Annotated in this window: 24 protein-coding genes; 19 read left to right on the plus strand and 5 right to left on the minus strand. The window is 68.1% G+C overall.

The genetic code is table 11. From position 1 onward, the window contains the following. Positions 1–10: 10 nt before the first annotated feature. Complete coding sequence (locus CFB41_RS02880; RefSeq protein WP_089455571.1) at positions 11–1,069, plus strand: L-idonate 5-dehydrogenase; 1,059 nt, start codon at positions 11–13, stop codon at positions 1,067–1,069. Positions 1,070–1,185: 116 nt separating this feature from the next. On the opposite strand, the gene CFB41_RS02885 is transcribed toward CFB41_RS02880, so the two are convergent. Continuing rightward, positions 1,186–2,385 (minus strand): MFS transporter, encoded by a 1,200-nt coding sequence (locus tag CFB41_RS02885; protein WP_089455572.1) that lies wholly within the window; start codon positions 2,383–2,385, stop codon positions 1,186–1,188. 312 nt (positions 2,386–2,697) lie between these two features. On the opposite strand from CFB41_RS02885, the gene cynR reads away from it, so the two are divergent. Further along, on the plus strand, positions 2,698–3,588 hold the full coding sequence (gene cynR, locus CFB41_RS02890; protein ID WP_089456539.1) for a transcriptional regulator CynR: 891 nt from the start codon (positions 2,698–2,700) through the stop codon (positions 3,586–3,588). A gap of 45 nt (positions 3,589–3,633) precedes the next feature. Here the strand turns inward: cynR and CFB41_RS02895 are convergent, their stop codons facing one another. Beyond that, a complete protein-coding gene (locus CFB41_RS02895; protein ID WP_089439216.1) occupies positions 3,634–4,356 on the minus strand; it encodes a FadR/GntR family transcriptional regulator in 723 nt (240 codons plus the stop codon). A 212-nt stretch (positions 4,357–4,568) separates the two neighbouring features. Between CFB41_RS02895 and CFB41_RS02900 the strand changes: the two genes are divergently transcribed. From CFB41_RS02900 to CFB41_RS02910, 3 genes are all read left to right on the plus strand, one after another. Beyond that, positions 4,569–5,891 carry a C4-dicarboxylate transporter DctA gene (locus CFB41_RS02900; protein ID WP_089440347.1) on the plus strand — a complete coding sequence of 441 codons (1,323 nt, stop codon included), beginning with the start codon at positions 4,569–4,571 and terminating at the stop codon, positions 5,889–5,891. Positions 5,892–5,995: 104 nt separating this feature from the next. After that, complete coding sequence (gene alc, locus CFB41_RS02905) at positions 5,996–7,003, plus strand: allantoicase (RefSeq protein WP_089439217.1); 1,008 nt, start codon at positions 5,996–5,998, stop codon at positions 7,001–7,003. 14 nt (positions 7,004–7,017) lie between these two features. Beyond that, on the plus strand, positions 7,018–7,536 hold the full coding sequence (locus tag CFB41_RS02910) for an ureidoglycolate lyase (RefSeq protein WP_089456540.1): 519 nt from the start codon (positions 7,018–7,020) through the stop codon (positions 7,534–7,536). Positions 7,537–7,713: 177 nt separating this feature from the next. Here CFB41_RS02910 and fur read toward each other — a convergent pair whose 3' ends face one another. Continuing rightward, entirely contained in the window at positions 7,714–8,142 is a 429-nt protein-coding gene (fur, locus tag CFB41_RS02915) for a ferric iron uptake transcriptional regulator (RefSeq protein ID WP_043191276.1), read from the minus strand. A 141-nt stretch (positions 8,143–8,283) separates the two neighbouring features. On the opposite strand from fur, the gene bamE reads away from it, so the two are divergent. From bamE to CFB41_RS02960, 9 genes are all read left to right on the plus strand, one after another. Beyond that, on the plus strand, positions 8,284–9,096 hold the full coding sequence (gene bamE, locus CFB41_RS02920) for an outer membrane protein assembly factor BamE (RefSeq protein WP_089455573.1): 813 nt from the start codon (positions 8,284–8,286) through the stop codon (positions 9,094–9,096). A gap of 65 nt (positions 9,097–9,161) precedes the next feature. Further along, positions 9,162–9,959, plus strand: a complete 798-nt coding sequence (dapB, locus tag CFB41_RS02925; RefSeq protein ID WP_089424479.1) for a 4-hydroxy-tetrahydrodipicolinate reductase — start codon at positions 9,162–9,164, stop codon at positions 9,957–9,959. A gap of 18 nt (positions 9,960–9,977) precedes the next feature. Next, positions 9,978–10,646, plus strand: a complete 669-nt coding sequence (locus CFB41_RS02930) for a MotA/TolQ/ExbB proton channel family protein (RefSeq protein WP_089439220.1) — start codon at positions 9,978–9,980, stop codon at positions 10,644–10,646. A 28-nt stretch (positions 10,647–10,674) separates the two neighbouring features. Then, positions 10,675–11,136 carry a biopolymer transporter ExbD gene (locus tag CFB41_RS02935; RefSeq protein WP_089455574.1) on the plus strand — a complete coding sequence of 154 codons (462 nt, stop codon included), beginning with the start codon at positions 10,675–10,677 and terminating at the stop codon, positions 11,134–11,136. A 292-nt stretch (positions 11,137–11,428) separates the two neighbouring features. Next, positions 11,429–14,023, plus strand: a complete 2,595-nt coding sequence (gene leuS, locus CFB41_RS02940) for a leucine--tRNA ligase (protein ID WP_089439222.1) — start codon at positions 11,429–11,431, stop codon at positions 14,021–14,023. Between the two features lie 38 nt (positions 14,024–14,061). Beyond that, a complete protein-coding gene (gene lptE, locus CFB41_RS02945; protein WP_089455575.1) occupies positions 14,062–14,616 on the plus strand; it encodes an LPS assembly lipoprotein LptE in 555 nt (184 codons plus the stop codon). An 18-nt stretch (positions 14,617–14,634) separates the two neighbouring features. Next, on the plus strand, positions 14,635–15,729 hold the full coding sequence (gene holA, locus CFB41_RS02950) for a DNA polymerase III subunit delta (RefSeq protein ID WP_089455576.1): 1,095 nt from the start codon (positions 14,635–14,637) through the stop codon (positions 15,727–15,729). Positions 15,730–15,867: 138 nt separating this feature from the next. Further along, on the plus strand, positions 15,868–17,139 hold the full coding sequence (locus tag CFB41_RS02955; protein ID WP_089456541.1) for a glutamate-5-semialdehyde dehydrogenase: 1,272 nt from the start codon (positions 15,868–15,870) through the stop codon (positions 17,137–17,139). Positions 17,140–17,158: 19 nt separating this feature from the next. After that, positions 17,159–17,581, plus strand: coding sequence for a CopD family protein (locus CFB41_RS02960; protein WP_011350935.1), 423 nt, complete (start codon positions 17,159–17,161; stop codon positions 17,579–17,581). 105 nt (positions 17,582–17,686) lie between these two features. Here CFB41_RS02960 and CFB41_RS02965 read toward each other — a convergent pair whose 3' ends face one another. After that, a complete protein-coding gene (locus CFB41_RS02965) occupies positions 17,687–18,535 on the minus strand; it encodes a MurR/RpiR family transcriptional regulator (RefSeq protein ID WP_039361495.1) in 849 nt (282 codons plus the stop codon). 282 nt (positions 18,536–18,817) lie between these two features. Here CFB41_RS02965 and edd point away from each other — a divergent pair, with 282 nt between their 5' ends. From edd to CFB41_RS02990, 4 genes are all read left to right on the plus strand, one after another. Further along, on the plus strand, positions 18,818–20,674 hold the full coding sequence (gene edd / locus CFB41_RS02970) for a phosphogluconate dehydratase (protein ID WP_089455577.1): 1,857 nt from the start codon (positions 18,818–18,820) through the stop codon (positions 20,672–20,674). Positions 20,675–20,693: 19 nt separating this feature from the next. Then, a complete protein-coding gene (gene eda / locus CFB41_RS02975; protein WP_011350938.1) occupies positions 20,694–21,320 on the plus strand; it encodes a bifunctional 4-hydroxy-2-oxoglutarate aldolase/2-dehydro-3-deoxy-phosphogluconate aldolase in 627 nt (208 codons plus the stop codon). Positions 21,321–21,539: 219 nt separating this feature from the next. Then, positions 21,540–22,901, plus strand: a complete 1,362-nt coding sequence (locus CFB41_RS02985) for a GntP family permease (protein ID WP_046544930.1) — start codon at positions 21,540–21,542, stop codon at positions 22,899–22,901. Between the two features lie 13 nt (positions 22,902–22,914). Then, positions 22,915–23,418 (plus strand): gluconokinase, encoded by a 504-nt coding sequence (locus tag CFB41_RS02990; RefSeq protein WP_089455578.1) that lies wholly within the window; start codon positions 22,915–22,917, stop codon positions 23,416–23,418. Positions 23,419–23,496: 78 nt separating this feature from the next. On the opposite strand, the gene CFB41_RS02995 is transcribed toward CFB41_RS02990, so the two are convergent. Continuing rightward, a complete protein-coding gene (locus CFB41_RS02995) occupies positions 23,497–24,144 on the minus strand; it encodes a TetR/AcrR family transcriptional regulator (protein ID WP_089455579.1) in 648 nt (215 codons plus the stop codon). 284 nt (positions 24,145–24,428) lie between these two features. Between CFB41_RS02995 and CFB41_RS03000 the strand changes: the two genes are divergently transcribed. Beyond that, positions 24,429–25,850, plus strand: coding sequence for an FAD-binding oxidoreductase (locus CFB41_RS03000; protein ID WP_089455580.1), 1,422 nt, complete (start codon positions 24,429–24,431; stop codon positions 25,848–25,850). Positions 25,851–25,857 lie beyond the last annotated feature (7 nt).

Consider the following 25,857-nt stretch of genomic DNA (forward strand, 5'->3'; position numbering starts at 1 on the left):
GGAGGCTGTCATGCGTATGCGTTGCATGTGTGTCGTGATCCACGGGCCGAACGACCTGCGGGTCGAAGAGCAGGACGCGGGCGAGATCGGCCCGGGCCAGGTGCGCGTCGAGGTCGCGATGGGCGGCATCTGCGGCTCCGATCTCCATTACTTCCGGCACGGCGGTTTCGGCGCGATCCGGCTGCAGCAGCCGATGGTGCTCGGCCACGAGGTCGCCGGCACGGTCGCGGAAGTCGCGCCGGACGTGACGTCGGTGAAGGTCGGCGATCGTGTCGCGGTCAATCCGAGCCGGCCGTGCGGCGCGTGCCGCTATTGCCTCGAAGGGCTGCCGAACCAGTGTCTCGACATGCGCTTCTACGGCAGTGCGATGCGGATGCCGCACGTGCAGGGCGCGTTCCGCAACGCGCTCGTGTGCGACGCGGTGCAGTGCGTGAAGGTTGCCGACCACGTGCCGCTGTCGCTCGCTGCGCTCGCCGAACCGTTCGCGGTCGGGCTGCATGCGGTGTCGCGCGCGGGTCCGCTGATCGGCAAGCGCGTGCTGGTGTCGGGCTGCGGGCCGATCGGCGTGCTGGCGGTGGCAGCGGCGCGCGTGCACGGCGCGGCGGAGATCGTCGCGACCGACGTCGTCGAGGCGCCGCTGGCCGTGGCGAGCGCCCTTGGCGCCGACCGCACGATCAATGCGGCGGCCGATGCCGGCTGGGTCGAGCGCTACGGCGCCGACAAGGGCACGTTCGACGTGATGATCGAGTGTTCGGGCAATGCGCGCGCGCTGCGTGACGGGCTGGACGTGATGCGTCCGCGTGGGGTCGTCGTGCAGCTCGGGCTCGGCGGCGATGTCAGCCTGCCGCAGAACGTCGTGGTCGCGAAGGAACTGTCGATCTGCGGGTCGTTCCGTTTTCATGCGGAATTCGCGCTCGCGGTGCAGTTGATCAACGCGGGACGCGTCGACCTGCGCCCGGCCGTCACGCGCGTGTTCCCGATGCGCGATGCGAACCTCGCGTTCGAACTGGCCGGTGACCGGCAGCGCGCGATGAAGGTGCTGATCGACTTCGCGGACGAGGCCGCGTGACGATCACGCGCTAGCGCGCGACGGACGGACTCGACGCCATCAAAAAGGCACGCCCGCGATTTGCGCGGCGTGCCTTTTTTCGTCGTGCAGCGAACACGCGCTACTGCGCTACTGCGTTACTGCGTGACCTGCCGCACGCCGACGCGCTGCGACGCGAGCCACAGCGCGATCAGCACGCCGGCAAGCGCAGCGCCCGCGATGCACACGCCGCGCCAGCCGTCGATGCCGTACGCGACGCTCGCCGCGAACGACCCGAATGCGCCGCCGATGAAGTAGCTCGTCAGGTAGATCGTCGTCACGCGGCTGCGCGCGTTGCCGGCCAGCGCATAGATCACGCTCTGGTTGGAGATGTGCATGCCTTGCACGCCGACGTCGAGCAGCAGGATGCCCGCGATCAGCGCCGCGAGCGAATGCGCGCCGGTGGCGATCAGCGCGAACGACGCGAGCACGGCCGCCGCGAACAGCCCCGTCGCCGCATTGCCGTGGCCGCGATCGACGAGCCGGCCGGCCGACGTCGCCGCGAGCGCGCCCACCGCGCCGACGATGCCGAACAGGCCGATCTGCCCTTCGGAATAGCTGTACGGCGGCTGGCTGAGCAGGAACGTGAGGCCCGTCCACAGCAGGCTGAAGCACGCGAACACGAGCGCGCCGTAGGTCGAGCGCAGTGCGATCAGCGGTTGTGCGCGCACCAGCGCGACGAGCGACTTCATCAACGCCGCATAGTCGAGGCGCGCATCGCGGCGATCCTTCGGCAGCTTCACGGCGAGCACGACGGTCAGGGCAGCCACCATCACCGCCGCGATGCCGTACACCGCACGCCAGCCGAACCCGTCGGCGATCGCACCGGCCGCGACGCGCGCGAGCAGGATGCCGAGCAGCAGCCCGCTCATCACGGTGCCGACCGCGCGGCCGCGCGAGCGCGCATCGGCGAGCGATGCGGCGAACGGCACGAGCAGCTGCGTCGAACAGGTGACGAAGCCGACCGCGACGTTCGCGACGACGAACATCGTGAAGTTCGTGCTGAACGTGACCGCGACCAGCGCGACGACGTTGAGCATCAGCAGCCGTACGATCAGCGTATGACGGTTGACCGCGTCGCCGAGCGGGACGATCAGCAGCAGGCTCGCCGCATAGCCGAGCTGGGTCAGCGTGACGAGATAGCCGAGCTCGGTCGGCGCGCGCCCGAAGCTGCGCGCGATTGCGGCGAGCAGCGGCTGAGCGTAATAGATGTTGCCGATGACGATGCCGCACGCGCAGGCGAACAGCAGCGTCATGGCGCGGGTCAGGGGAGGGTGGGTGTCGTGATGCGGTTCCATGGTCGCGAAAAACAGCGGCGCCGGCCGGCGGCACGGAGCCGTCGGTTGCGCGAGGTGACGGAAATCGGGGCCGGCGTCGACGGATCGGCGGTGAGCCGATGCGCGCCGGGCGGATCGCGGCCGGGCCCGGATCGGGCGGGCGGCGGATCGTCGTGCGGCGGGCGGAGGCAGGGCGGGCCCGGGCGAGCCGTTCCGGTGTGGTGACAGCGGTCATGCACGGGAACGGATGTGCGTATGATGCGGGAATCGAACCATAGCGTCCAAGACTGGATCGTTATGCGCTTCATTGGCAAAACCAATACCTCCGCCGCCATGCTCCTGCGCCACATCCGCTATTTCCTGGCCGTCGCCGAGCAGCGCAGTTTCACGCGCGCGGCCGACGCGCTGCACGTCTCGCAGCCGACGCTGTCGCAGCAGGTGCGCCAGCTCGAGGACACGCTCGGCGTGCCGTTGTTCGACCGCTCGGGCCGCACGGTGCAGCTCACCGAGTTCGGCGAAGTCTATGCGCGCCATGCGCGCGCCGCGCTGCACGAGCTCGAGGCGGGGCAGCGCGCGCTGCACGACGTCGCCGATCTCGGCAGCGGGTCGCTGCGGCTCGCGATGATGCCGACCTTCGCGGCCTACCTGAGCGGCTCACTGATCGACGCGTTCCATGCCGACCATCCGAACATCGCGCTGACGATCGATGCGATGCCGCAGGCGCGCATCGAGGCGCTGCTCGCCGACGACCGGCTCGACGCGGGCTTCGCGTTCATGCCGCCGCGCGCGCCGGACATCGACGCGCTGCCGCTATGGGACGAGCCGCTCGCGCTCGTGACGGGCCGCACGCACCGTCTCGCGCGGCGCCGCCGTGCGCTGACGCCTGCCGAGCTCGGCGGCGAGCCGCTGGTGCTGCTGAGCCGCGCGTTCGCGACGCGCGAGCGCATCGACCGGTATTTCATCGAGCACGGCGCGCAGCCGAAGATCGCGATCGAGACGAATACGGTCAGCGCGGTGCTGGAGCTCGTGCGGTGCGGCCGGCTCGCGACGGTGCTGCCCGACGCGGTCGCGCGCGAGAGCGCCGACCTGTGCGCGCTGGAGATCGATCCGCCGCTGCCCGCGCGCACGGCCGCGCTGCTCACGCGCAAGGGCGCGTACCGCAGCGTCGCGGCGCGTGCGTTCATCGAGCGTGCGCTCGCGTATCGGGATCCGTCGGGAGGTTGACCGGCAAGACCGGGCGGCGCGCGCGACGCGCGGCCGCCCGGGCCGTCATGTGCGCGGGGTCGGGAAGAAGATGCCCGCGCGCTGCGCGGCGTTCGCGATGTGCGTTTCGATCGCGATGCCGGCGGCGCCCGCATCGCGCGCGATCAGCGCGTCGACGATCGCGCGGTGCTCCTGCCACGTCGACAGCAGCAGCTCGCGCCGGTAGAACGGCATGCGCTGGCTTTCCTTCATGATGTCCGCGCTGCTGCGCAGCACCGATTCGATCGCCGCGTTGCCGGCGAGGTGGATGATCCGCATGTGGAAGTCGAAGTCGAGCTGCGATGCCGCGTCGAGTGCGCTTTCGGTGAGCGCGACGTGCAGGTCGGCGAGGTTGTCCTCGAACCACGCGATGTCGTCGTCGCTGACGACGTGCGCGGCCATCCGCGCGGCGAACCCTTCGAGCGCGTAGCGCATCTGGTACGTGTCGGGCGGCGACGACTGCTCGGCGAAGCGCCATGCATGCGCGGCCGTGGCCTGCGCGCTTTCGACATACACGCCCTTGCCGGCGCGGATGCGCAGCATCCCGAGCGCCTCGAGCGTCGACAGCGCCTCGCGCAGCGACGCGCGGCTGATCTCCAGCTCCTCGGAGAGCTGGCGCTGGGCCGGCAGCAGGCTGCCGACCGGATAAACGCCTGCCTCGATCCGGTCGCGGATCGTCGCGATGGCGGCGTCGGTCACGGTATGCGGAACGTTTTTCATGATGTGAACTTGGGCCGGTCTGACCGGCATTGTAATCCGCACGCAGGCGGTGCATGGCCGGCCTACGGGAAAGCCACGACCCGACCTTGCCCGGTGCATCGAAACCGGGCGGGCAGGGGCGGGAAATCCCTATTTTGTCCGTCCTTGACGCGACTATATCGGCTTCCTACTATCCACCATAACATCACTGGTCTTACCAGTATGAACAGACGAAACTGCAACCGTTGGATCGGGAGAGCGCCGTGTCGAAATTCCTCAATTCGCTGTTTGGCCGGGTAGTCGTCGCATTGATTCTAGGGATCGCGCTCGGCGCGTTCTTCCCGCATTTCGCCGAGTCGCTGCGACCGCTCGGCGACGGCTTCCTGAAGCTGATCAAGATGGTGATCGGGCCGATCGTGTTCTGCGTGGTGGTCAGCGGGATGGCCAACGCGGGCGACCTGAAGAAGGTCGGCCGGGTCGGCCTGAAGGCCGTGATCTACTTCGAGATCATGACGACGCTCGCGCTCGGCATCGGCCTCGTGCTCGCGTGGCTCACGCGCCCGGGCGTCGGGATGAACATCGACCTGCGCTCGCTCGACGCGTCGTCGCTCGCGACGTACGCGAAGAACGCCGAAAGCCTGAAGGACACGGCCGGCTACCTGATGAAGATCATCCCCGAGACCGCGATCGACGCGTTCGCGAAGGGCGACATCCTGCAGATCCTCGTGTTCGCGGTGCTGTTCGGCTCCGCGCTGTCGCTGCTCGGCGACAAGGCGCAGCGCGTCAACTCGCTGATCGAGGAACTGTCGCACGTGTTCTTCCGGATCATCGGCTTCATCATCAAGCTCGCGCCGCTCGGCGTGCTCGGCGCGATCGCGTTCACGACCGGCAAGTACGGCGTCGCGTCGCTCAAGCAGCTCGGCTACCTGGTCGCGGTGTTCTACCTGAGCTGCTTCGTGTTCGTCACGGTCGTGCTCGGCGTCGTGATGCGGCTCGCGGGCTTCTCGGTGTTCAAGCTGATCCGCTACCTGCGCGAGGAGCTGTCGATCGTGCTCGGCACGGCGTCGTCGGACGCGGTGCTGCCGCAGGTGATGCGCAAGCTCGAATACATGGGCGTGAAGGATTCGACGGTCGGCCTCGTGATCCCGACCGGCTATTCGTTCAACCTCGACGGCTTCTCGATCTACCTGACGCTCGCCGTGCTGTTCATCGCGCAGGCCACCAACACGCCGCTGTCGACGCATGACCTGATCGTCGTGCTGCTCGTGTCGCTCGTCACGTCGAAGGGCGCGCACGGGATCCCGGGCTCGGCGATCGTGATCCTCGCGGCGACGCTGTCGGCGATCCCCGCGATTCCGGTGCTCGGCCTCGTGCTGATCCTGCCGGTCGACTGGTTCGTCGGCATCGCCCGCGCGCTGACCAACCTGATCGGCAACTGCGTCGCGACGGTGGTCGTCGCGGTGTGGGAGAACGACATCGATCGTGCCCGCGCGACCCGCGTGCTGAATCGCGAGCTGCGCTACGTGCCGGCCGAAGAGGAAGGCCGCGCGGCCCCGGTCGCCGGCGACCAGGCTCACGCGCTCTGAGCGCACCCCCGCGCGGGGCGGCTTCCCCTGGTCGTTCCGCGCACCCGAATGCATGCGGCCGGCGCCTCGATGCGCCGGCACGCGATCCCACATCAGGAGACGACATGGCAGCCCCCATCCTCGATCCGAATGCGCCGGCCTTCACGCGGCGCTACATGAACCTCGCCGACCCGCGCCTCGGGGCGCAGGCGCTCTTTGCCAGCGACGAATTCTTCGCGCCGAAGGAGCGCATGCTCAATCCCGAGCCGGCCGTGTTCATCCCCGGCAAGTACGACGACCACGGCAAGTGGATGGACGGCTGGGAAACGCGCCGCAAGCGCACGACCGGCCACGACTTCTGCGTGGTGCGGCTCGCGCGGCCGGGCGTGATCCACGGCGTCGACCTCGATACGAGCCATTTCACCGGCAACTTCCCGCCGGCCGCGTCGATCGACGCGTGCGTCGCCGAAGGCGACACGCCGCCTGATGACGCGCAATGGCGCCCGATCGTCCCGGCGACGACGCTGCAGGGCAATTCGCATCACTACGTGAGTGTCGACGATGCGCAGCCCTATACGCACCTGCGCGTGAACCTGTACCCGGACGGCGGCCTTGCCCGGCTGCGCGTGTACGGCCAGCCGCAGCGCGACTGGCGCCAGGTGCCGGCCGGCGAGCTCGTCGATCTCGCGGCGATCGAGAACGGCGGCTACCTGGTGGCGGCGAACAACCAGCACTTCGGCCCGGCGTCGCAGATGCTGATGCCGGGGCGCGGCGTGAACATGGGCGACGGCTGGGAAACGCGGCGCCGCCGCGAGCCCGGCAACGACTGGGCGATCGTCGCGCTCGCGCGGCCGGGCATCATCCGGCGCGTCGAGGTCGATACCGCGTTCTTCAAGGGCAATTTCCCCGACCGCTGCTCGCTGCAGGCCGCGCGGGTCGCGGGCGGCACCGACGATTCGCTCGTCACGCAGGCGATGTTCTGGGCCGAACTGCTCGGCGAGCAGAAGCTGCAGATGGACCACGTCCACACGTTCGACCAGCTTGCCGCGCTCGGCCCCGTCACGCACGTGCGTTTCAACATCTTCCCGGACGGCGGCGTGTCGCGCCTGCGTCTGTGGGGCGAGCCGGCTTGAAGGAGGGCAACGGCATGAGCGAATCCCGGATCCTGCGCGTCGAGCGCCTGACGCGCGAAGCGTTCGCGCCGTTCGGCGACGTGATCGCGCTCGAAGGCGCGCGGCATTTTCCGATCAACGGCGGCACGACCGAGCGCTTCCACGATCTCGCGACGATCGACGTGTGCGCGGACGGCGGCCGCCCGCTCGTCAGCGTGTTCCGCGCGCAGCCGCGTACGCTGCCGGTCGCGGTCACGCTGATGGAGCGCCATCCGCACGGCAGCCAGGCATTCATCCCGCTCGCGGCCGTGTCGCGCTACGCGATCGTCGTCGCGCCCGCGGGCGAATTCCGGCCGGACGCGATGCGCGCGTTCCTCGCGCAAGGCTGGCAGGGCGTGAATTATGCGAAGGGCGTCTGGCACCATCCGCTGCTCGCGCTCGACGCGGTCAGCGATTTCGTGATCGTCGATCGCGGCGGGCCGCAGCCCAATTGCGACGAGATCCCGCTCGAGCGCGCGTGGGCGCTCGAGTTCGAGCCGGCCTGCGCGGCCTGACGCAACGGCAACGCCCGGCTCCGGCTGCCTGACGGCAGCCCGGGGGGGCGTGTCGAAGGGTTTCCGAAAGCCTGGGCGCACGACCCGCGCGGCGGTGCGTCGCCGCCATCCCGAAAAGAACACGGCCCGGGCGGCGAGATGCCGGCCGGGCCGTGCTGCGTGCGCGAGGCGCGCGAATCAGTGCTTGCGGTGCGGGCAGTTCTCGGTCGTGCACGAACCGTACATCGCGAGCGAGTGCTCCTGGAGCTTGAAGCCGCGCTCCTTCGCGATCGCCTGCTGGCGGCCTTCGATCTCGGCGTCGAAGAATTCCTCGACACGGCCGCAATCGAGGCACACGAGGTGATCGTGGTGCGAGCCTTCGTTCAGTTCGAACACGGCCTTGCCGGATTCGAAGTTGCTGCGCGTGAGCAGGCCGGCCTGCTCGAACTGCGTCAGCACGCGATAGACGGTGGCCAGCCCGATGTCGAGCTGCTCGTTGAGCAGGTTCCGGTAGACGTCTTCTGCCGTCAGGTGGCGCACCGGGCTTTGCTGGAAGATCTCGAGAATCTTGAGGCGCGGTAGGGTGGCCTTTAGCCCGATATTCTTGAGATCCGTCGGATTGGTCATGGCTAGGCATCCCTAGAGTACAATGCAGGGCTTCAATGTTACCGGCTTTTCGCCGTTCCAGAAACACGCGCGGCCTGCACACGGGCCTGCACGGTGAGGGAAATGATTCCAGAATCTCTTTCGCACTTTCAGAGGAGCCGCATGCGGAGTGTCATCATCGCTGCCGCCGCCGTTGCCGCGCTGGCTGGTTGTTCGTCGTACGACAGCGTGACGCAGCGCATCGCGCAGAGCATCACCCCCTACCGGATCACCGTCGTGCAAGGCAACTTCGTGTCGCAGGAGAAGGCCGCGCAGTTGCAGGTCGGCATGTCGCGCGAGCAGGTGCGCGCGTTGCTCGGCACCCCGCTGCTGGCCGACATGTTCCACGCCGACCGTTGGGACTACCTCTTTTACTTCAAGCGCGGCTCGACGGCAGTCGTCCAGCAGCGCGATCTCGTCGTGACGTTCTCGGGCGATCGCCTGGCGAGCTGGACGGGGGCGGACAACCTGCCTTCGGAGCTCGACCTGCTGGCCGATATCGACGGCGACCGCGGCGGCAAGAAGGCGAAGGCGGCCGCAGCGGCGAAGAAGGCCGCCGAGGCTGCCGCCGCGAGCGCCGCGCAAGCGAGCGCGAGCGCGCCGGCGCCGGAGGCGGTCGCCAGCCCGTCCGCCGTGCCGGCGGCCGGTGCGGTGGTCGACCAGGATGCGAACGCGCAGGCCGCCCGCGCGGCGAACCGCGCGACCAACCAGGTGTCGGGGCAGGGTTCGGGTTCGCGCCGGTTCACGCCGGCCGCGAAGGCCTCGGGCGGCGCGCCGGTGCCGGGCGGCCAGCCGCCGGGCGCCGCGCCGGCGATCCAGCCGCAGTTCCAGTTCCATCGTCCGCCGCAGCCGAACGTGTCGAACGAGGCGACGCCGGTCGGCCCGCAAGGCTCGGACAACCTGCAGAACCAGCCGCTCACCGCGCCGGCGCAGTAAGCAGCCGGCGTGCGGATACAGGGCGGCCTGCGCCGCCCGCTTTTATACCTGTCGTGTAGAAAGCCATGAAGATTGCGATTGCCGGGGCATCGGGCCGAATGGGCCGGATGCTGATCGAAGCCGTTCTCAACGATGCCGACGCGCAGCTCGTCGGCGCGCTCGACCGCGCCGATTCGCCGTTCCTCGGCCAGGACGCCGGCGCGTTCCTCGGCAAGGAAACAGGGGTCAAGCTGACCGCCGACCTCGACGCCGTGTTCGCGCAGGCCGACACCCTGATCGATTTCACGCGTCCGGAAGGCACGATGGCCCATATCGAGGCCGCGCTGCGCCACGACGTGAAGCTCGTGATCGGCACGACCGGCTTCACCGCCGAGCAGAAGGCCGAGCTGCAGGCCGCGGCGGGCAAGATCGGCATCGTGTTCGCGGCGAACATGAGCGTCGGCGTGAACGTCACGCTGAAGCTGCTCGAATTCGCGGCGAAGCATTTCTCGCACGGCTACGACATCGAGATCATCGAGGCGCATCATCGTCACAAGGTCGACGCGCCGTCGGGCACCGCGCTGATGATGGGCGAAGCCGTCGCCGGCGCGCTCGGGCGCTCGCTCGACGATTGCGCGGTGTACGGCCGCCACGGCGTGACGGGCGAGCGCGATCCGTCGTCGATCGGCTTTGCCGCGGTGCGCGGCGGCGACATCGTCGGCGATCACACCGTGCTGTTCGCCGGGATCGGCGAGCGCATCGAGATCACGCACAAGTCGTCGAGCCGCGTGTCGTACGCGCAGGGCGCGTTGCGCGCGGTCCACTTCCTGTCGGCGCGCGGCGCCGGCCTGTTCGACATGCAGGACGTGCTCGGCCTGCGCTGACACCACGGGGAAACTCCGATGGCGATACCCACCGGCGTTGTCCACTACCTCGAAAGCGGCGATGCGATCACGCATGCCGTCGCCTATGTGCTGCTGGCGATGTCCGTCGCCAGCTGGTGCTTCCTCCTCATGAAAGCCTGGCTCCTGGTCCGCGCGAAGCGGCAGGGGCCGCGCGCGCTCGCCGCGTTCTGGCGCGCGCCGTCGCTCGACGCGGGCATCGCCGTGCTCGCCGGCGCCGATCGCGAGCGCGTGTTCGTGCCGCTCGCCGAAGCCGCGCGCGATGCGGCCCACGACCACGACCCGGCTGCCCTGGCCGCGCGCGTCGAGCGCGGCGAACGCGTGCTGCGCGCGTTGCGGCACGCGATGCTGCGCTCGCAGCGGCGCCTCGAATTCGGCCAGGTGCTGCTCGCGTCGATCGGCAGCACCGCGCCGTTCGTCGGGCTGCTCGGCACCGTGTGGGGCATCTACCATGCGCTCGGCAGCATCGCCGCGAGCGGGCAGGCGCAGATCGAGAACGTCGCGGGGCCGGTCGGCGAGGCGCTGATCATGACCGCGTTCGGGCTCGTCGTCGCGATTCCCGCGGTGCTGGCCTACAACATCCTCGGGCGGCTCGTGCGCCAGCTCGCCGAGGAACTCGACGGCTTCGCGCGCGACCTGCACGTGTTCGTGTGCGCGCAGGAAGCCTGACGCGTGAACAGACCGTAGAGGAGCGACCATGGCATTCGGCGGACTCGAGCACCACAAGACGTCCGCGCCGATGGCGGAGATCAACATGACCCCGCTGATCGACGTGATGCTGGTGCTGCTCGTCATCTTCATCATCACCGCGCCGCTGATGACGCACGCGATCCGGCTCGACCTGCCGAAGGTCGCGGCCAGTGTCGCGCGCGACACGCCGCAATCCGTCACCTTGTCGATCGACGACGCGGGCAAGCTGTACTGGGACGACGCACCGGTCGCGCTCGACGCGCTGCCCGCGCGCTTCCGGGTCGCCGCCGCGGGCGGCGCGCCGCCCGAGCTGCGGCTGCGCGCATCGCGTGCGACCCGCTACGACGTGATCGCGCAGGTGATGGGCGCCGCGCAGGCCGCCGGCCTCACGCGGATCGGCTTCGTGACCGACGTGCCGCCGCAGGCGGGCGGTTCCGCGGCGGCGCCCGCCGCGCCGGCTACCCGCTGAGCGGAGCCGGCGGGCCTGTCCCGGCCGCGGGATCGGGCCGCACGCCGCAAGACCGGTCGAATGGGCGGGCGCGGGCGGTATAATCAACGTTTTTCCCGGTTGGCAGGCTTTTTTCAGGTAACCCGGAATTTTCCAGGCTACCCGGGCATGCTGCGGGTTACCCGGAAAATGCCCGGAAACCGCGAACAGGTCCGGCAACAGCGAACCTGCAGGTCCGCCGGGCAAGCACGATTTTCGATCCACTCCTGCGCGCGCGCCGTCGCGTCGCTTAAAGCCTAGTCCGAACCACACCATGCACGAGAGATACGTACCCGCCGACGTCGAAGCCGCCGCCCAGGGCGACTGGCGCGCAGCCGATGCCTACAAGACGAAGGAAGATTCGCAGAAGCCGAAGTTCTACTGCGTGTCGATGCTGCCGTACCCGTCCGGCAAGCTGCACATGGGTCACGTGCGCAACTACACGATCAACGACGTGATGTACCGCTATCTGCGGATGAACGGCTACAACACGCTGATGCCGATGGGCTGGGATGCGTTCGGGATGCCGGCCGAGAACGCCGCGATGGCGAACGGCGTGCCGCCCGCGAAGTGGACCTACGACAACATCGACTACATGAAGCGCCAGATGCAGTCGATGGGCCTCGCGATCGACTGGTCGCGCGAAATCGCGACGTGCAAGCCGGACTACTACAAGTGGAACCAGTGGCTGTTCCTGAAGATGCTCGAGAAGGGCATCGCGTACAAGAAGACGGGTACCGTGAACTGGGACCCGGTCGACCAGACCGTGCTCGCGAACGAGCAGGTGATCGACGGCCGCGGCTGGCGCTCGGGCGCGCTCGTCGAGAAGCGCGAGATCCCGATGTACTACCTGCGCATCACGCAGTACGCGGATGAGCTGCTGAACGACCTCGACGGCCTCGGCTGGCCCGAGCGCGTGAAGATCATGCAGCAGAACTGGATCGGCAAGAGCTTCGGCGTGAACTTCGGCTTCCCGTACGAACTCGACGGCGAGAAGAAGCTGCTGCGCGTGTTCACGACGCGCGCCGACACGATCATGGGCGTCACCTTCTGCGCAATCGCGGCCGAGCATCCGCTGGCCACGCGCCTTGCCCAGGACAAGCCCGAGCTGCTCGCGTTCATCGATGAATGCAAGCGCGGCGGCGTCGCCGAGGCCGACGTCGCGACGATGGAGAAGAAGGGCGTCGCGACGGGCTTCTCGGTCACGCACCCGCTCACCGGCGAGCCGGTCGAGGTGTGGATCGGCAACTACGTGCTGATGAGCTATGGCGAAGGCGCGGTGATGGGCGTGCCGGGCCACGACGAGCGCGATTTCGCGTTCGCGAAGAAATACGACCTGCCGATCAAGCAGGTGATCGCGGCCGAAGGCCAGCAGTACTCGCTCGACGCGTGGCAGGAGTGGTACGGCGACAAGGAAATCGCGGTCTGCGTGAACAGCGGCAAGTACGACGGCCTGCGCTACGCGGAAGCGGTCGACGCGGTCGCGGCCGACCTGAACGCCGGCGGCTTCGGCGACAAGCAGGTCACGTGGCGCTTGCGCGACTGGGGCGTGTCGCGCCAGCGCTACTGGGGCACGCCGATCCCGATCATCCACTGCCCGTCGTGCGGCGACGTGCCGGTGCCCGAGCAGGATCTGCCCGTCGTGCTGCCGGAAGACCTCGTGCCGGACGGCTCGGGCAACCCGCTCGCGAAGTCGGAAGCGTTCCTGAACTGCACGTGCCCGAAGTGCGGCGCGGCCGCCAAGCGCGAAACCGACACGATGGACACCTTCGTCGATTCGTCGTGGTACTTCTCGCGCTACACGGCGCCGGACGCCGAGACGATGGTCGACGCGCGTACCGACTACTGGATGCCGATGGACCAGTACATCGGCGGCATCGAGCACGCGATCCTGCACCTGCTGTACTCGCGCTTCTGGACCAAGGTGATGCGCGACCTCGGCCTCGTGAAGTTCGGCGAGCCGGCGAAGAACCTGCTCACGCAGGGCATGGTGCTGAACGAGACGTACTACCGCGAGGACGCATCGGGCAAGAAGACCTGGTACAACCCGCTCGACGTGACGGTCACGCACGACGACAAGGGCCGCCCGGTCGGCGCGACGCTGAACGCGGACGGCCAGCCAGTCGTGCTCGGCGGCATCGAGAAGATGTCGAAGTCGAAGAACAACGGTGTCGATCCGCAGCTGTTGATCGACCAGTACGGCGCGGATACCGCGCGCCTGTTCACGATGTTCGCCGCGCCGCCCGAGCAGCAGCTCGAGTGGTCGGGTGCGGGCGTCGAGGGCGCGAGCCGCTTCCTGCGCCGCGTGTGGAGCTTCGGTGCGACCAACCGCGAAGCGCTCGCCGCGCGCGCGGGCTTCGATGCGGCCGCGCTCGGCGAAGCCGACAAGGCGCTGCGCCGCGAGATCTACAGCGTGCTGAAGCAGGCCGATTTCGACTACCAGCGCCTGCAGTACAACACGGTCGTGTCCGCTGCGATGAAGATGCTGAACGCGATCGACGGTGCGAAGGGCGCGACGCCCGGCGTGCTGCGTGAAACGTACGGCGTGCTGCTGCGCGTGCTGTACCCGGTCGTGCCGCACGTCACGTTCGAGCTGTGGAAGGCGCTCGGCTACGCGGACGAATTCGGCCCGCTGCTCGACGCACCGTGGCCGAAGGTCGACGAGGCCGCGCTCGAGCAGGCCGAGATCGAACTCGTGCTGCAGGTGAACGGCAAGGTGCGCGGCGCGCTGAAGGTGGCGAAGGACGCGAGCCGCGAGGCGATCGAAGCCGCGGCAGTGGCCGACGACGCGTTCGCGAAGTTCAGCGACGGCAAGCCGGCGAAGAAGATCGTCGTCGTGCCGGGCCGCCTCGTGAACATCGTCGTCTGACGGCCGCCGGCCATCGGACGTACCCAGAAGGAGCGAAGGTGATCCGCAGATCGTTTTTGATGCTCGCTGTCGGCAGCGCGGTTGCGCTGTCGGCATGCGGCTTCCAGTTGCGCGGCCAGCAGGACTACGCGTTCAAGCACCTGCTGATCGCCGGCGCGCCGGCGCCGGTCGAGGCGCGCCTCGTGCGCCTCGTCGAGGCCGGCAGCGACACGAAGATCGTCAAGTCGGCGGATGACGCCGATGCCGTGCTGACCATGTGGGAATCGCGTGGCCAGAACACGCTGACGCTCAACAAGTACGGTTCGGCGCAGGAATACGCGCTCTTCTATACGTTGCGTTATCAGTTGACGAGCAAGGACGGCACCGTGCTGATCCCGCCGAGCGTGATCGCGCTGAACCGCGCGATGACGTACAGCGACCAGTACACGAACGCGAAGGCGCAGGAAGCCGACATCCTTTACGGCGACATGCAGAGCGACGCGGTCGACCAGCTGATGCGGCGTCTCGCGATCGTCCATTCGCTGACGCCGGCGCCGGAAGACGTGGTGCCGGGCGTTGCACCGCGCGCGCCGCTGCCGCCGCCGCCGCTCTGATCGACGGCGCACGTATCGATGCAACTGCGACTTGATGCGCTGGAGCCGCACCTCGCGAAGGGGTTGGCCGGGCTCTATACCGTCTACGGCGACGAGCCGCTGCTCGCGCAGGAAGCGTGCGACCGCATTCGTGCGGCCGCGCGCGCGGCCGGCTACACCGAGCGTTCGGTGCATACGGTCGAGCGCGGCTTCGACTGGAGCGTGCTGCTCGGCGCGACCCAGGCGATGTCGCTGTTCGGCGAGCGCCAGCTGATCGAGCTGCGCATTCCGTCGGGCAAGCCCGGCAAGGAAGGCGCCGATGCGCTGAAGACGCTCGCGGCCACGCCGAACCCCGACGCGCTGATGCTCGTCACGCTGCCGCGCCTCGACGCGGCCACGCAGAAATCCGCGTGGTTCACCGCGCTGCAGAACGGCGGCGTCGCGCTGAAGATCGATCCGGTCGACCGCGCGCAGCTGCCGAACTGGATCGGCCAGCGCCTCGCGCTGCAGGGCCAGCGCGCCGCGCCCGGCGAGGACGGGCGGCGCGCGCTGCAGTTCATCGCCGAGCGCGTCGAAGGCAACCTGCTCGCCGCGCACCAGGAAATCCAGAAGCTCGGGCTGCTGTATCCGCAGGGAGCGCTGTCGTTCGAGCAGGTGCACGACGCGGTGCTGAACGTCGCGCGTTACGACGTCTTCAAGCTGAACGAAGCCATGCTCGCCGGCGACGCCGCGCGGCTCGCGCGGATGATCGACGGGTTGAAGGGCGAGGGCGAGGCGATCGTGCTCGTGATGTGGGCCGTCGTCGAGGAATTGCGCACGCTGCTGCGGATCAAGCGCGGCACGACGGCCGGCAAGCCGCTGGCAACGCTGCTGCGCGAGAACCGCGTGTGGGGGCCGCGCGAGCGGCTGATCGGTCCCGCGCTGAATCGCGTGTCCGAAGCCGTGCTCGAGAAGGCGCTCGCGTTTGCCGCGAAGCTCGACCGTCAGGTCAAGGGGCTCACGGCCGTCGCGCCGGGCCGTCGTACGCAGGACGAACCGCCGCCCGATCCGTGGGACGGGCTGTTCCAGCTCGCGATGACGGTGGCCGGTGCCCGCGCCGAGCGACCGCCGACCGCGGGGCGCGTGCGACGCTAAGTCCCGTTCGGGCCTTCAGCGCGCGCTGCGCAACCCGCTTACAATGTTTCGATAGCTGGCGCGGCCCTCCGGCCGCCGCCGCTCACGCTTCCCCACGAATTCATGCCGCCCCGCGCGGCGCGCTTCTCGAGTCACACGATGGATATCGATCAGTACATGACCGACCTGGGCCGTCGCGCCCGGCACGCTTCCCGCGCGATGGCGCGCGCCAGCACGGCCGCGAAGAACGCGGCGCTCGACGCCGTGGCGCGCGCGATCGAACGCGACGCGCAGGTGCTGAAGGACGCGAATGCGCGCGATGTCGCCCGTGCCCGTGAAAAGGGGCTGGATGCCGCGTTCGTCGATCGCCTGACGCTGTCGGACAAGGCGCTGAAGACGATGGTCGAAGGCTTGCGCCAGGTGGCGTCGCTGGCCGATCCGATCGGCGAGATCGGCAACCTCAAATACCGCCCGAGCGGCATCCAGGTCGGCCAGATGCGTGTGCCGCTCGGCGTGATCGGCATCATCTACGAATCGCGCCCGAACGTGACGATCGACGCGGCTGCGCTGTGCCTGAAGTCGGGCAACGCGACGATCCTGCGCGGCGGCTCCGAAGCGCTCGAATCGAACGCCGCGCTCGCGAAGCTGATCGGCGAAGGGCTCGAAGCCGCCGGCCTGCCGCAGGACGCGGTGCAGGTCGTCGCGACGGCCGATCGCGCGGCGGTCGGCAAGCTGATCACGATGACCGAATACGTCGACGTGATCGTGCCGCGCGGCGGCAAGAGCCTGATCGAGCGCCTGATCAACGAGGCGCGCGTGCCGATGATCAAGCACCTCGACGGCATCTGCCACGTGTACGTCGACGATCGCGCCGATCTCGCCAAGGCGCTGACCGTCTGCGACAACGCGAAGACGCATCGCTACGGCACCTGCAACACGATGGAGACGCTGCTCGTCGCAAGCGGTATCGCGGCGACGCTGCTGCCGCCGCTCGGCAAGCTGTATCGCGACAAGCAGGTCGAACTGCGCGTCGACGCGGCCGCGCGCGCGGTGCTCGCCGATGCGGGCGTCGGCCCGCTCGTCGACGCCACCGAGGAAGACTGGCACACCGAGTATCTCGCGCCGGTGCTCGCGATCAAGGTCGTCGACGGCCTCGACGCCGCGATCGAGCACATCAACCACTACGGCTCGCACCACACGGACGCGATCGTCACCGAGGATCACGACCGCGCGATGCGGTTCCTGCGCGAGGTCGATTCGGCGAGCGTGATGGTCAACGCATCGACGCGCTTCGCGGACGGCTTCGAATTTGGCCTCGGCGCGGAAATCGGCATCTCGAACGACAAGCTGCACGCACGCGGCCCCGTCGGCCTGGAAGGGCTGACGTCGCTGAAGTACGTCGTGCTCGGACACGGCGAAGGCCGCCAGTAAACAGCGAGGCACACAATCGATGGCGATGCTCTGGGTCAAGACGTTCCATATCGTTCTGATCGCCGCGTGGTTTGCAGGGTTGTTCTACCTGCCGCGCATCTACGTGAACCTGGCCATGGAAACCGATCCGGCCGCCGTGCGTCGCCTGCTGCTGATGGCGCGCAAGCTGTTCCGCTTCATGACGATGATCGCGGTGCCGGCGCTGGCCTGCGGGCTGTGGCTCTGGCTGTCGATCGGCATCGGGCAGGGGCAGGGCTGGATTCACGCGAAGGTGACGGTCGTACTGCTGCTGATCGTCTATCACGCGTATTGCGGGCACCTGCTGCGGGTGTTCGAGCGTGGCGAGAACCGCCGCACCGACAAGTGGTATCGCGTGTTCAACGAGCTGCCGGTGCTCGGCATGCTCGCGGCGGTCGCGCTGGTCGTGATCAAGCCGTTCTGAGCGGCAGGGCCGGCGAGGTTGCCGGCGCTGCCTGATGCGCAACGGCGCCCCGCGGGGCGCCGTTTGTCGTTTACGGTTCGTGCGCGCGGTCGGCGCGGCGTCTGCTCAATCCTTCGTGCCGTCGTCGATCCGGCGGCGCGTGATCGCCTCCTTCGCACGGCCGACCCGTTCCATCAGCGCGGGGCCGCGCGACAGCGCGACGCCGACCGCGAGGATGTCGCCGATCGCGAGATGCGACATCCGCGACGTCATCGGCGAGAACACGTCGGTTTCCTCCGCGACATTCGACGCGAGACTCACCGTTGCGAGCTTCGCGAGCGGCGAATGGCTCTGCGTGATCGCGACGACCTTCGCGCCGCATGCGAGCGCGGAGCGTGCGGCGTCGACGATGTCACGCGTGCGGCCGGTGTTCGAGATCGCGACGACGACGTCGTGCGGGCCGAGCAGCGCCGACGACATCGAGAACGTGTGCGGATCCGAATACGCGACACTCGGCACGCCGAGCCGGAAGAACTTGTGCTGGATGTCCTGCGCGGCGATACCGGAGCCGCCGGCGCCGTAGAACTCGATCCGCGACGCGTTCGACAACAGCCCGATCGCCTCGGCGACGCTGCCGGCGGACAGGCTGTTGCGCACTTCGATCAGTGCGCCGATCGTGCGGTCGAACACCTTGCCGATTATGCCGGGCGCCGGTTCGTCGGGCTCGACGTCGCGATAGACCGACGACACGCCCGGCGCGACGCTCTGCGCGAGCCGGATCTTGAATTCGCGAAAGCCGCTGCAGCCGAGCGCCTGGCAGAAGCGCGCGATCGTCGGCTGGCTGACGCCCGCGCGCGTCGACAGCTCGGTCATCGCGAGGTCGAGCACCTCGCGCGGCGCGGCGAGGATGTAGTCGGCGAGCTTGCGCTCGGACGGGCGCAACTCGGTGCGGATCGCTTCAATGCGGGGCAGCATGGGACGGCAGGCGGAAATCGGGTTCGGATGAGCGAGTGTATCGCAATCGAATTGTAGAAAATCTACAGAAAAATACTAGCGTGGGCGCAGTGCTTTCAGTGAGGAGAATTAGGGTTTTCACTAGGTGTCGCCTTGCTGGTGGCGGGAATGCGGGTTGCGGGTCGACGAATCCGCATTGCATGCTTGTAGTTTTTCTACTAGACTGACTTCGTTCTGTCGATGCATTCGACCGTCCCCACGATTCCAACCGCCGGTGTCGGCCGGCATACAGGAGCGCCCAGCATGACGTCGCTGCACCCCACTCTGGCGAAGGTCACCGAACGCGTGATCGCCCGCAGCCAATCGACCCGTTCCGCCTATCTGCAGCGCATCGACGGCGCGCAGGGCAAGTTCCCGGCGCGCGGCGCGCTGTCGTGCGCGAACCTCGCGCACGGCTTCGCCGGCCTCGAGGGTAACGACAAGTTCTCGATCAAGGCGATCCGCGAGCCGAACATCGGCATCGTGTCCTCGTACAACGAGATGCTGTCCGCGCATGCGCCGTACAAGGATTTCCCCGAGATCATCAAGGCGGCCGCGCGCGAGAACGGCGGGGTCGCGCAGTTCGCGGGCGGCGTGCCGGCGATGTGCGACGGCGTCACGCAGGGCAACCCGGGGATGGAGCTGTCGCTGTTCTCGCGCGAGGCGATCGCGATGGGCACGGCGATCGCGCTCACGCACAACATGTTCGACGCGGCGCTCTGCCTCGGCATCTGCGACAAGATCGTGCCGGGCCTGCTGATCGGCGCGCTGCAGTTCGGCCACCTGCCGACGATCTTCGTGCCGGCCGGCCCGATGACGAGCGGCCTGTCGAACGACGACAAGGCGAAGATCCGCCAGCAGTTCGCGACCGGCCAGGTCGGCCGCGACGCGCTGCTCGAAGCCGAATCGGCCGCGTATCACGGCCACGGCACCTGCACGTTCTACGGCACCGCGAACAGCAACCAGATGCTGATGGAGCTGATGGGGCTGCACCTGCCGGGTTCGGCATTCGTCCACCCGCACACGCCGCTGCGCACCGCGCTCACCGCCGAGGCCGCGCGCCGCGTGCTCGACCTGACCGTCGAGCGCGGCCACTACACGCCGATCGGCCACGTGATCGACGAGAAGGCGATCGTCAACGGGATCGTCGCGCTGCTCGCGACGGGCGGCTCGACCAACCACACGCTGCACCTCGTCGCGATCGCGCGCGCGGCCGGCATCCTGATCGACTGGAACGATTTCGACGAACTGTCGGCCGTCGTGCCGCTGCTCGCGAAGATCTACCCGAACGGCAAGGCCGACGTGAACCATTTCCACGCGGCGGGCGGCGTGGCCTTCCTGGTCCGCAACCTGCTCGAAGGCGGGCTGCTGCACGAGGACGTGACGACGGTCGCCGGCAAGGGTCTCGCGCACTACACGAAGGAGCCGAAGCTGATCGACGGCAAGCTCGCCTGGGTCGACGGCGCGGCCGAGAGCCACGACACGAAGGTCCTGCGCGGCATCCGCGACCCGTTCCAGCCGGACGGCGGCCTGCGCCTGATGCAGGGCCGCCTCGGCCGCGGCGTGATCAAGATTTCGGCGGTCGCGCCCGAGCACCGCAAGGTGACGGCGCCCGCGATCGTGTTCGATTCGCAGGAAGCCGTGCAGGAAGCATTCGATCGCGGCGAGCTGAAGCGCGATTTCGTCGCGGTGGTGCGCTTCCAGGGCGCGCGCGCGAACGGGATGCCCGAGCTGCACCGTTTGACGCCGCTGCTCGGCGTGCTGCAGGATCAGGGTTTCCACGTCGCGCTGGTCACCGACGGCCGCATGTCGGGCGCGTCGGGCAAGGTGCCGGCCGTGATCCACGTGTCGCCGGAAGCGTTGCTCGCCGGCCCGCTCGGCAAGGTGAAGACGGGCGATACGCTCGTGATCGACGCGGAAGCCGGCGTGCTCGACATCGAGGTCGACGCCGCCGAGTGGCAGGCGCGCCCGGTCGCGCAGCCGCTGCACCAGGCCGAGAACGAAGTCGGTTTCGGGCGTGAACTGTTCGGCGTGTTCCGCGCGGCCGCCGCGCCGGCCGAGCAGGGCGCATCGGTTTTCGGCGCGCTGGTCGGCGAAACGGCCGCCCACGTCGCCGCATGAATTTCAAGGAGCCAATTCAATGAAGACGATTGCTGAAATCGTAAAGCTGGGCCCGGTCATCCCGGTGCTCGCATTCGACTCGGTCGAGCAGGGCGAACACGTGTCGCGTGCACTGCACGCAGGCGGCGTGAAGGTGCTCGAGATCACGCTGCGCACGCCGGCCGGCCTGGAAGCGATCCAGCGCGCCAGCCAGCTCGCGGACGACATCGTCGTCGGCGTCGGCACGATCACGAAGCCCGAGCATTGCGAGCAGGCCAAGCGCGCGGGCGCGAAGTTCGGCGTGTCGCCGGGCCTGACGAAGGAACTGCACCTCGCGTCGCTCGACGCGGGCCTGCCGCTGCTGCCGGGCGTGATGACGCCGAGCGACATCATCCAGGCGCTCGAATTCGGCTACGAGATCGTGAAGTTCTTCCCCGCGCAGCAGGCGGGCGGCGTGCCGATGCTGCAGGCGTTCCACGGCCCGTTCCCGGCGCTGAAGTTCTGCCCGACCGGCGGCATCACCGTCGAAACCGCACCGAATTTCCTGAAACTGCCGAACGTCGTGTGCGTCGGCGGCTCGTGGCTCACGCCGAAAGCCGCGCTCGCCGCGCAGGACTGGGCCGAAGTCACGCGCCTCGCGCAAGCCGCGAGCCAGCTTCCCCGTTAAGACTTGTACGGAATGACGGTTCAGCCCTCGGAAAGCGAGCCTTAGTGCTTGTTTTACCGAGGGTTTTTGCTGATGGAACCGGTTCTATCCGCGGACCGTAAAGATAAGTAAAATTCAGCGTCCTGACGGGGTGGGTACCCCCCGTGTTCCGGAGACCTGCATAGCCGGGCATACTCGCAACAACTCGCCCGGTTCGAACAATTCTAGGAGGAGTGCCACATGGGGGCTGTCCAAGGCAGCATGCTGCTCGTATTCACGCTGATCGCGATTGCCGCGCTGATCCTGATGATCGCGCGCTTCAAGATCTACCCGTTCCTGGTGCTGATCATCGTTTCGCTCGGCCTCGGCCTGGTCGTCGGCATGCCGATGGACAAGATCGTCAAGTCGTTCGAGACGGGCACCGGCGGTACGCTCGGTCACATCGCGATCGTCGTCGGCCTCGGCACGATGCTCGGCAAGATGATGGCCGAATCGGGCGGCGCCGAACGGATCGCGACCACGCTGATCGACTGGTTCGGTGAAAAGAACATCCACTGGGCGATGATGTTCGTCGCGATCATCGTCGGCCTGCCGGTGTTCTTCGAAGTCGGCTTCGTGCTGCTGATCCCGATCGCGTTCAACGTCGCGAAGCGGACCGGCAAGTCGCTGCTCGTCGTCGGTCTGCCGATGGTGGCCGGCCTGTCCGTCGTGCACGGCCTGATCCCGCCGCACCCGGCCGCGCTGCTGGCCGTGCAGCAATACGGCGCCGACATCGGCAAGACGATCGCGCTCGGCCTCGTCGTCGGCGTGCCGACCGCGATCATCGCGGGCCCGCTGTTCGCGCTGACGATCTCGAAGTTCGTGAAGTTGCCGGAAAACAATCCGCTCGCCGCGCAGTTCGTCGACACGAACACGGACGGCCGCAAGCGCGAACTGCCGAGCTTCGGCATCACGCTGTTCACGATCCTGCTGCCCGTCGTGCTGATGCTGGTCGGCAGCTGGGCCGACCTGGTGTTCACGCCGAAGTCGCTGCCGAACAACCTGCTGCGCTTTGCCGGCAACTCCGACGTCGCGCTGCTGATCGCCGTGCTGGTCAGCTTCTGGACCTTCGGCGCGAAGCAGGGCTTCAACCGCGACCAGATCCAGAAGTTCTGCAGCGAGTGCCTGGCGCCGATCGCCGGCATCACGCTGATCGTCGGTGCGGGCGGCGGCTTCGGCGGCGTCCTGCGCGACAGCGGGATCTCGCAGCAGATCGTCGAGACCGCGAAGCATGCCAACCTGTCGCCGCTGCTGCTCGGCTGGTTCGTCGCGGCGCTGATGCGTCTCGCGACGGGTTCGGCGACGGTTGCGATGACGACCGCCTGCGGCATCGTCGCGCCGATCGCGGCGGCGTCGGGCGCGTCGGTCCGGCCGGAGCTGCTCGTGCTCGCGACGGGCTCGGGCTCGCTGATCTTCTCGCACGTGAACGACGGCGGCTTCTGGCTGATCAAGGAATATTTCGGGATGACGGTGGGCCAGACCTTCAAGACCTGGTCGCTGCTTGAAACCATCATCTCGGTGCTCGGTCTGAGCTTTACGCTGCTGCTGAGCGTGGTTTTGTAACAAGGGGTAGTCAATGATTCTGATCGCAATGGGCGTGTCGGGCGCGGGCAAGTCGCTGATCGGCGAAATGCTGGCGGAACGCCTGTCGTGCAGCTATACCGATGGCGACGCGTTTCACAGCGCGGCGAACAAGGAAAAGATGCATCACGGCATTCCGCTGACCGATGAAGACCGCTGGCCGTGGCTGCGCACGATCCGCGCGGCCATCGAGGAAAAGCAGCGTGCCGGTGAGACGGCCGTGTTCACGTGCTCGTCGCTGAAGCGGTCGTACCGCGACGTGCTGCGTGGCACCGACACCGACGTGCGGTTCGTGTATCTGAAGGGCTCGTTCGAGGTGTTGCACGAGCGTCTGGGGAGCCGCACCGGCCATTTCTTCGATCCGTCGCTGCTGAAGAGCCAGCTCGACACGCTCGAGGAGCCGGGCCCGGACGAAGCGATCGAGGTCAGCATCGAGCTGACGCCCGAGCAGATCGTCGATCAGGTCATGCTGAAGATCGGTACCGCGCAGCAGCACTGAGCGCGGTTCGCGGCAATCTTCATAAAAAAGGCGCCTTCGGGCGCCTTTTTCGTTGGCGGCTCGCCGGTCTCGGGCCGGTCACGCCGCGGGTGCTTGCTTCGCGATGCCGTCGAGCAGCACGTCGAGCATCGTGTCGTGCACGGCGGCCGGATCGAGCTGCGCATAGAGCGGGGCGGCTGCCTTGACGAGCGGATGCGCGGCGTCGGACAGCGCTTCCATTTCCGCGAGCTCGACATCGTTCGCGGCGCGCGTGAGGCCGCCGGCTTCGGCCGCGGCCAGGCCGATCACGCTCGCATACCAGCCGACGCACACCGACGGCAGCGCCGCGCGCGGGATGCCGGCGTCGGCCAGCGCGCGATGCACGGCCTCGATGTGTGCGAGATCGGCGGGCCCGGTACTCATGTGCCGCTGCAGCAGCGCGAACGCGGCCGGGTAGCGCAGCGCGAGCGCGCGGTACTGGCGTGCGAGGTCGCGCAGCCGTTCGCGCCACGGCAGCGCGGCGTCGACCGGCACGAGCGAGCGCGACAGCGCGTTCGCGATCGCGCGGCTCAGGCCTTCCTTCGACTTGAAGTGGTACAGCACGCTCATCGGGTCGCAGCCGACCGTTTGCGCGAGCTTGCGCACGCTGAACGCGGCTTCGCCGACGTCTTCGAGCAGCGCGAGCGCGGCCGCGACGATCGCCTCCTTGTCGAGGCCGCGCGGGCCCTGGGCGGGTTTGTCTTTCATCGATGCGGGCTGGCGGGCCGGTACGGCACCGGTTGTAAACTTGACGAAAGCTTATTCTACACTGTAGAATTATTTCTGCGGTGTAGAAATTGGGTGTCCCGGCACCTTTCAATACGTGCTTTCGCACAGTCCGGGATCCAGGCGGCACGAGCGTGCCCGCCGTCAACACGGGCCATCACGCCCCTTTTCTCGTTGACACCCATGTGGAACCGGCTGCCCCACCCGCGAAGCCTCGAAGCAACGAGGCCCTTCGACAGGCGGCCCAAGACCATGCAAGTGCAATCATGACTTTCAACAATCAATCCCTGATCCAGGGCGAATCGCGTTTCGAACCAACGCAACTGAACATCGAAAAAGACAACTGGAACTGGTGCGACCCGGCCCGCTACGACGGCGAGCACCCGGCGAACTGGTACGAGGCGTCGCTGTCACGCCACGCGAACAGCGCGCCGCTCGCGCACGATGCCGTCTGCGACGTGCTCGTGATCGGCGCGGGCCTGCTCGGCGCGTCGGCCGCGCTGCATCTCGCGGAAGCGGGTGTCGACACGATCCTCGTCGACAAGCACCACGTCGGCTCGGCCGCATCGGGCCGCAACGGCGGGCAACTGACGCCCGGCCTCGCGCGCTGGGAAGCCGCCGACATGATCGACTACCTGTCGCACGACGACGCGAAGCGGCTGTGGCGCTTCGCGTCGGCCGAATCGATGGACCTGATCGATGCGATCGGCGCACGTTACGCGCTCGAGCTCGACCGCAAGCGCGGCCACATCACCGCGGCGGTCCACCCGGGCCACATGAGCGCGTTGCTGGACGGCGCGGATGCGCGCCGCCATCTCGGCGACGCGGGCGTGACGCTCGTCGGCCGCCATCAGCTGCATGACGACTACGTGCGCTCGGGGCTGTATCACGGCGCGGCGATCGACGCGATCGGCGGGCAGATTCATCCGCTCGCACTGGTGCGCGGCCTCGTGCACGGCTTCCGGCTGAACGGCGGCGCGCTGTTCGAGGGCACCGAGGTGCTCGAGCTCGACGAGACGCCGGAGGGCGTCGTCGCGACGACGCCGGGCGGCACGATCACCGCGCGCCGCGGCGTCGTGCTCGCACTGCACAACACGACGTTCCGGCTGCTCGACGACGGCGCGGCGACCACGGTGCCGTTCTTTACCTACGTGAGCGTGACGGCGCCGCTCGACGTCGACGTCGCGACGCTGATGCCGGCCGGCATGCCCGTGTACGACACGCAGTTCCAGATCGACTATTACCGGCCGGTCCGCGGCAACCGCCTGCTGTTCGGCGGGCAGGGCACCGGCACGTGCTGGGCGCAGCCCGACGTGAACGCGTACCTGCTGACGCGGTTGAACACGGTGTTCCCGCAGCATGACGGCCGGTTCGCGCTCGACTATTGCTGGAGCGGCGTCAGCGACTTCACGCTGAACGGCGCGACCGACAGCCGCAAGACCGACGGCCGTGTGCCGATGTACATGGTGCAGGGCTGGAGCGGCCACGGCGTCGCGCAGACGGTGCGGATCGGCAAGGCGATCTGTGACGATTTCGTCGGTCGTAACGACGATTTCTCGATGCTGACCGGCATCGACCATCGCTCGATTCCGCTCGGCCGCCAGTTGTCGCCGATCGCGATTCCCGCGGCGAAGGCCGCGATGAGCGTGATGAGCGCGCTCAATCCGGGGCGGATGATCTCGTTCTGATGCTGCC

Source organism: Burkholderia sp. AU33803 (genome assembly GCF_002223095.1).
Taxonomy (GTDB): Bacteria; Pseudomonadota; Gammaproteobacteria; order Burkholderiales; family Burkholderiaceae; genus Burkholderia.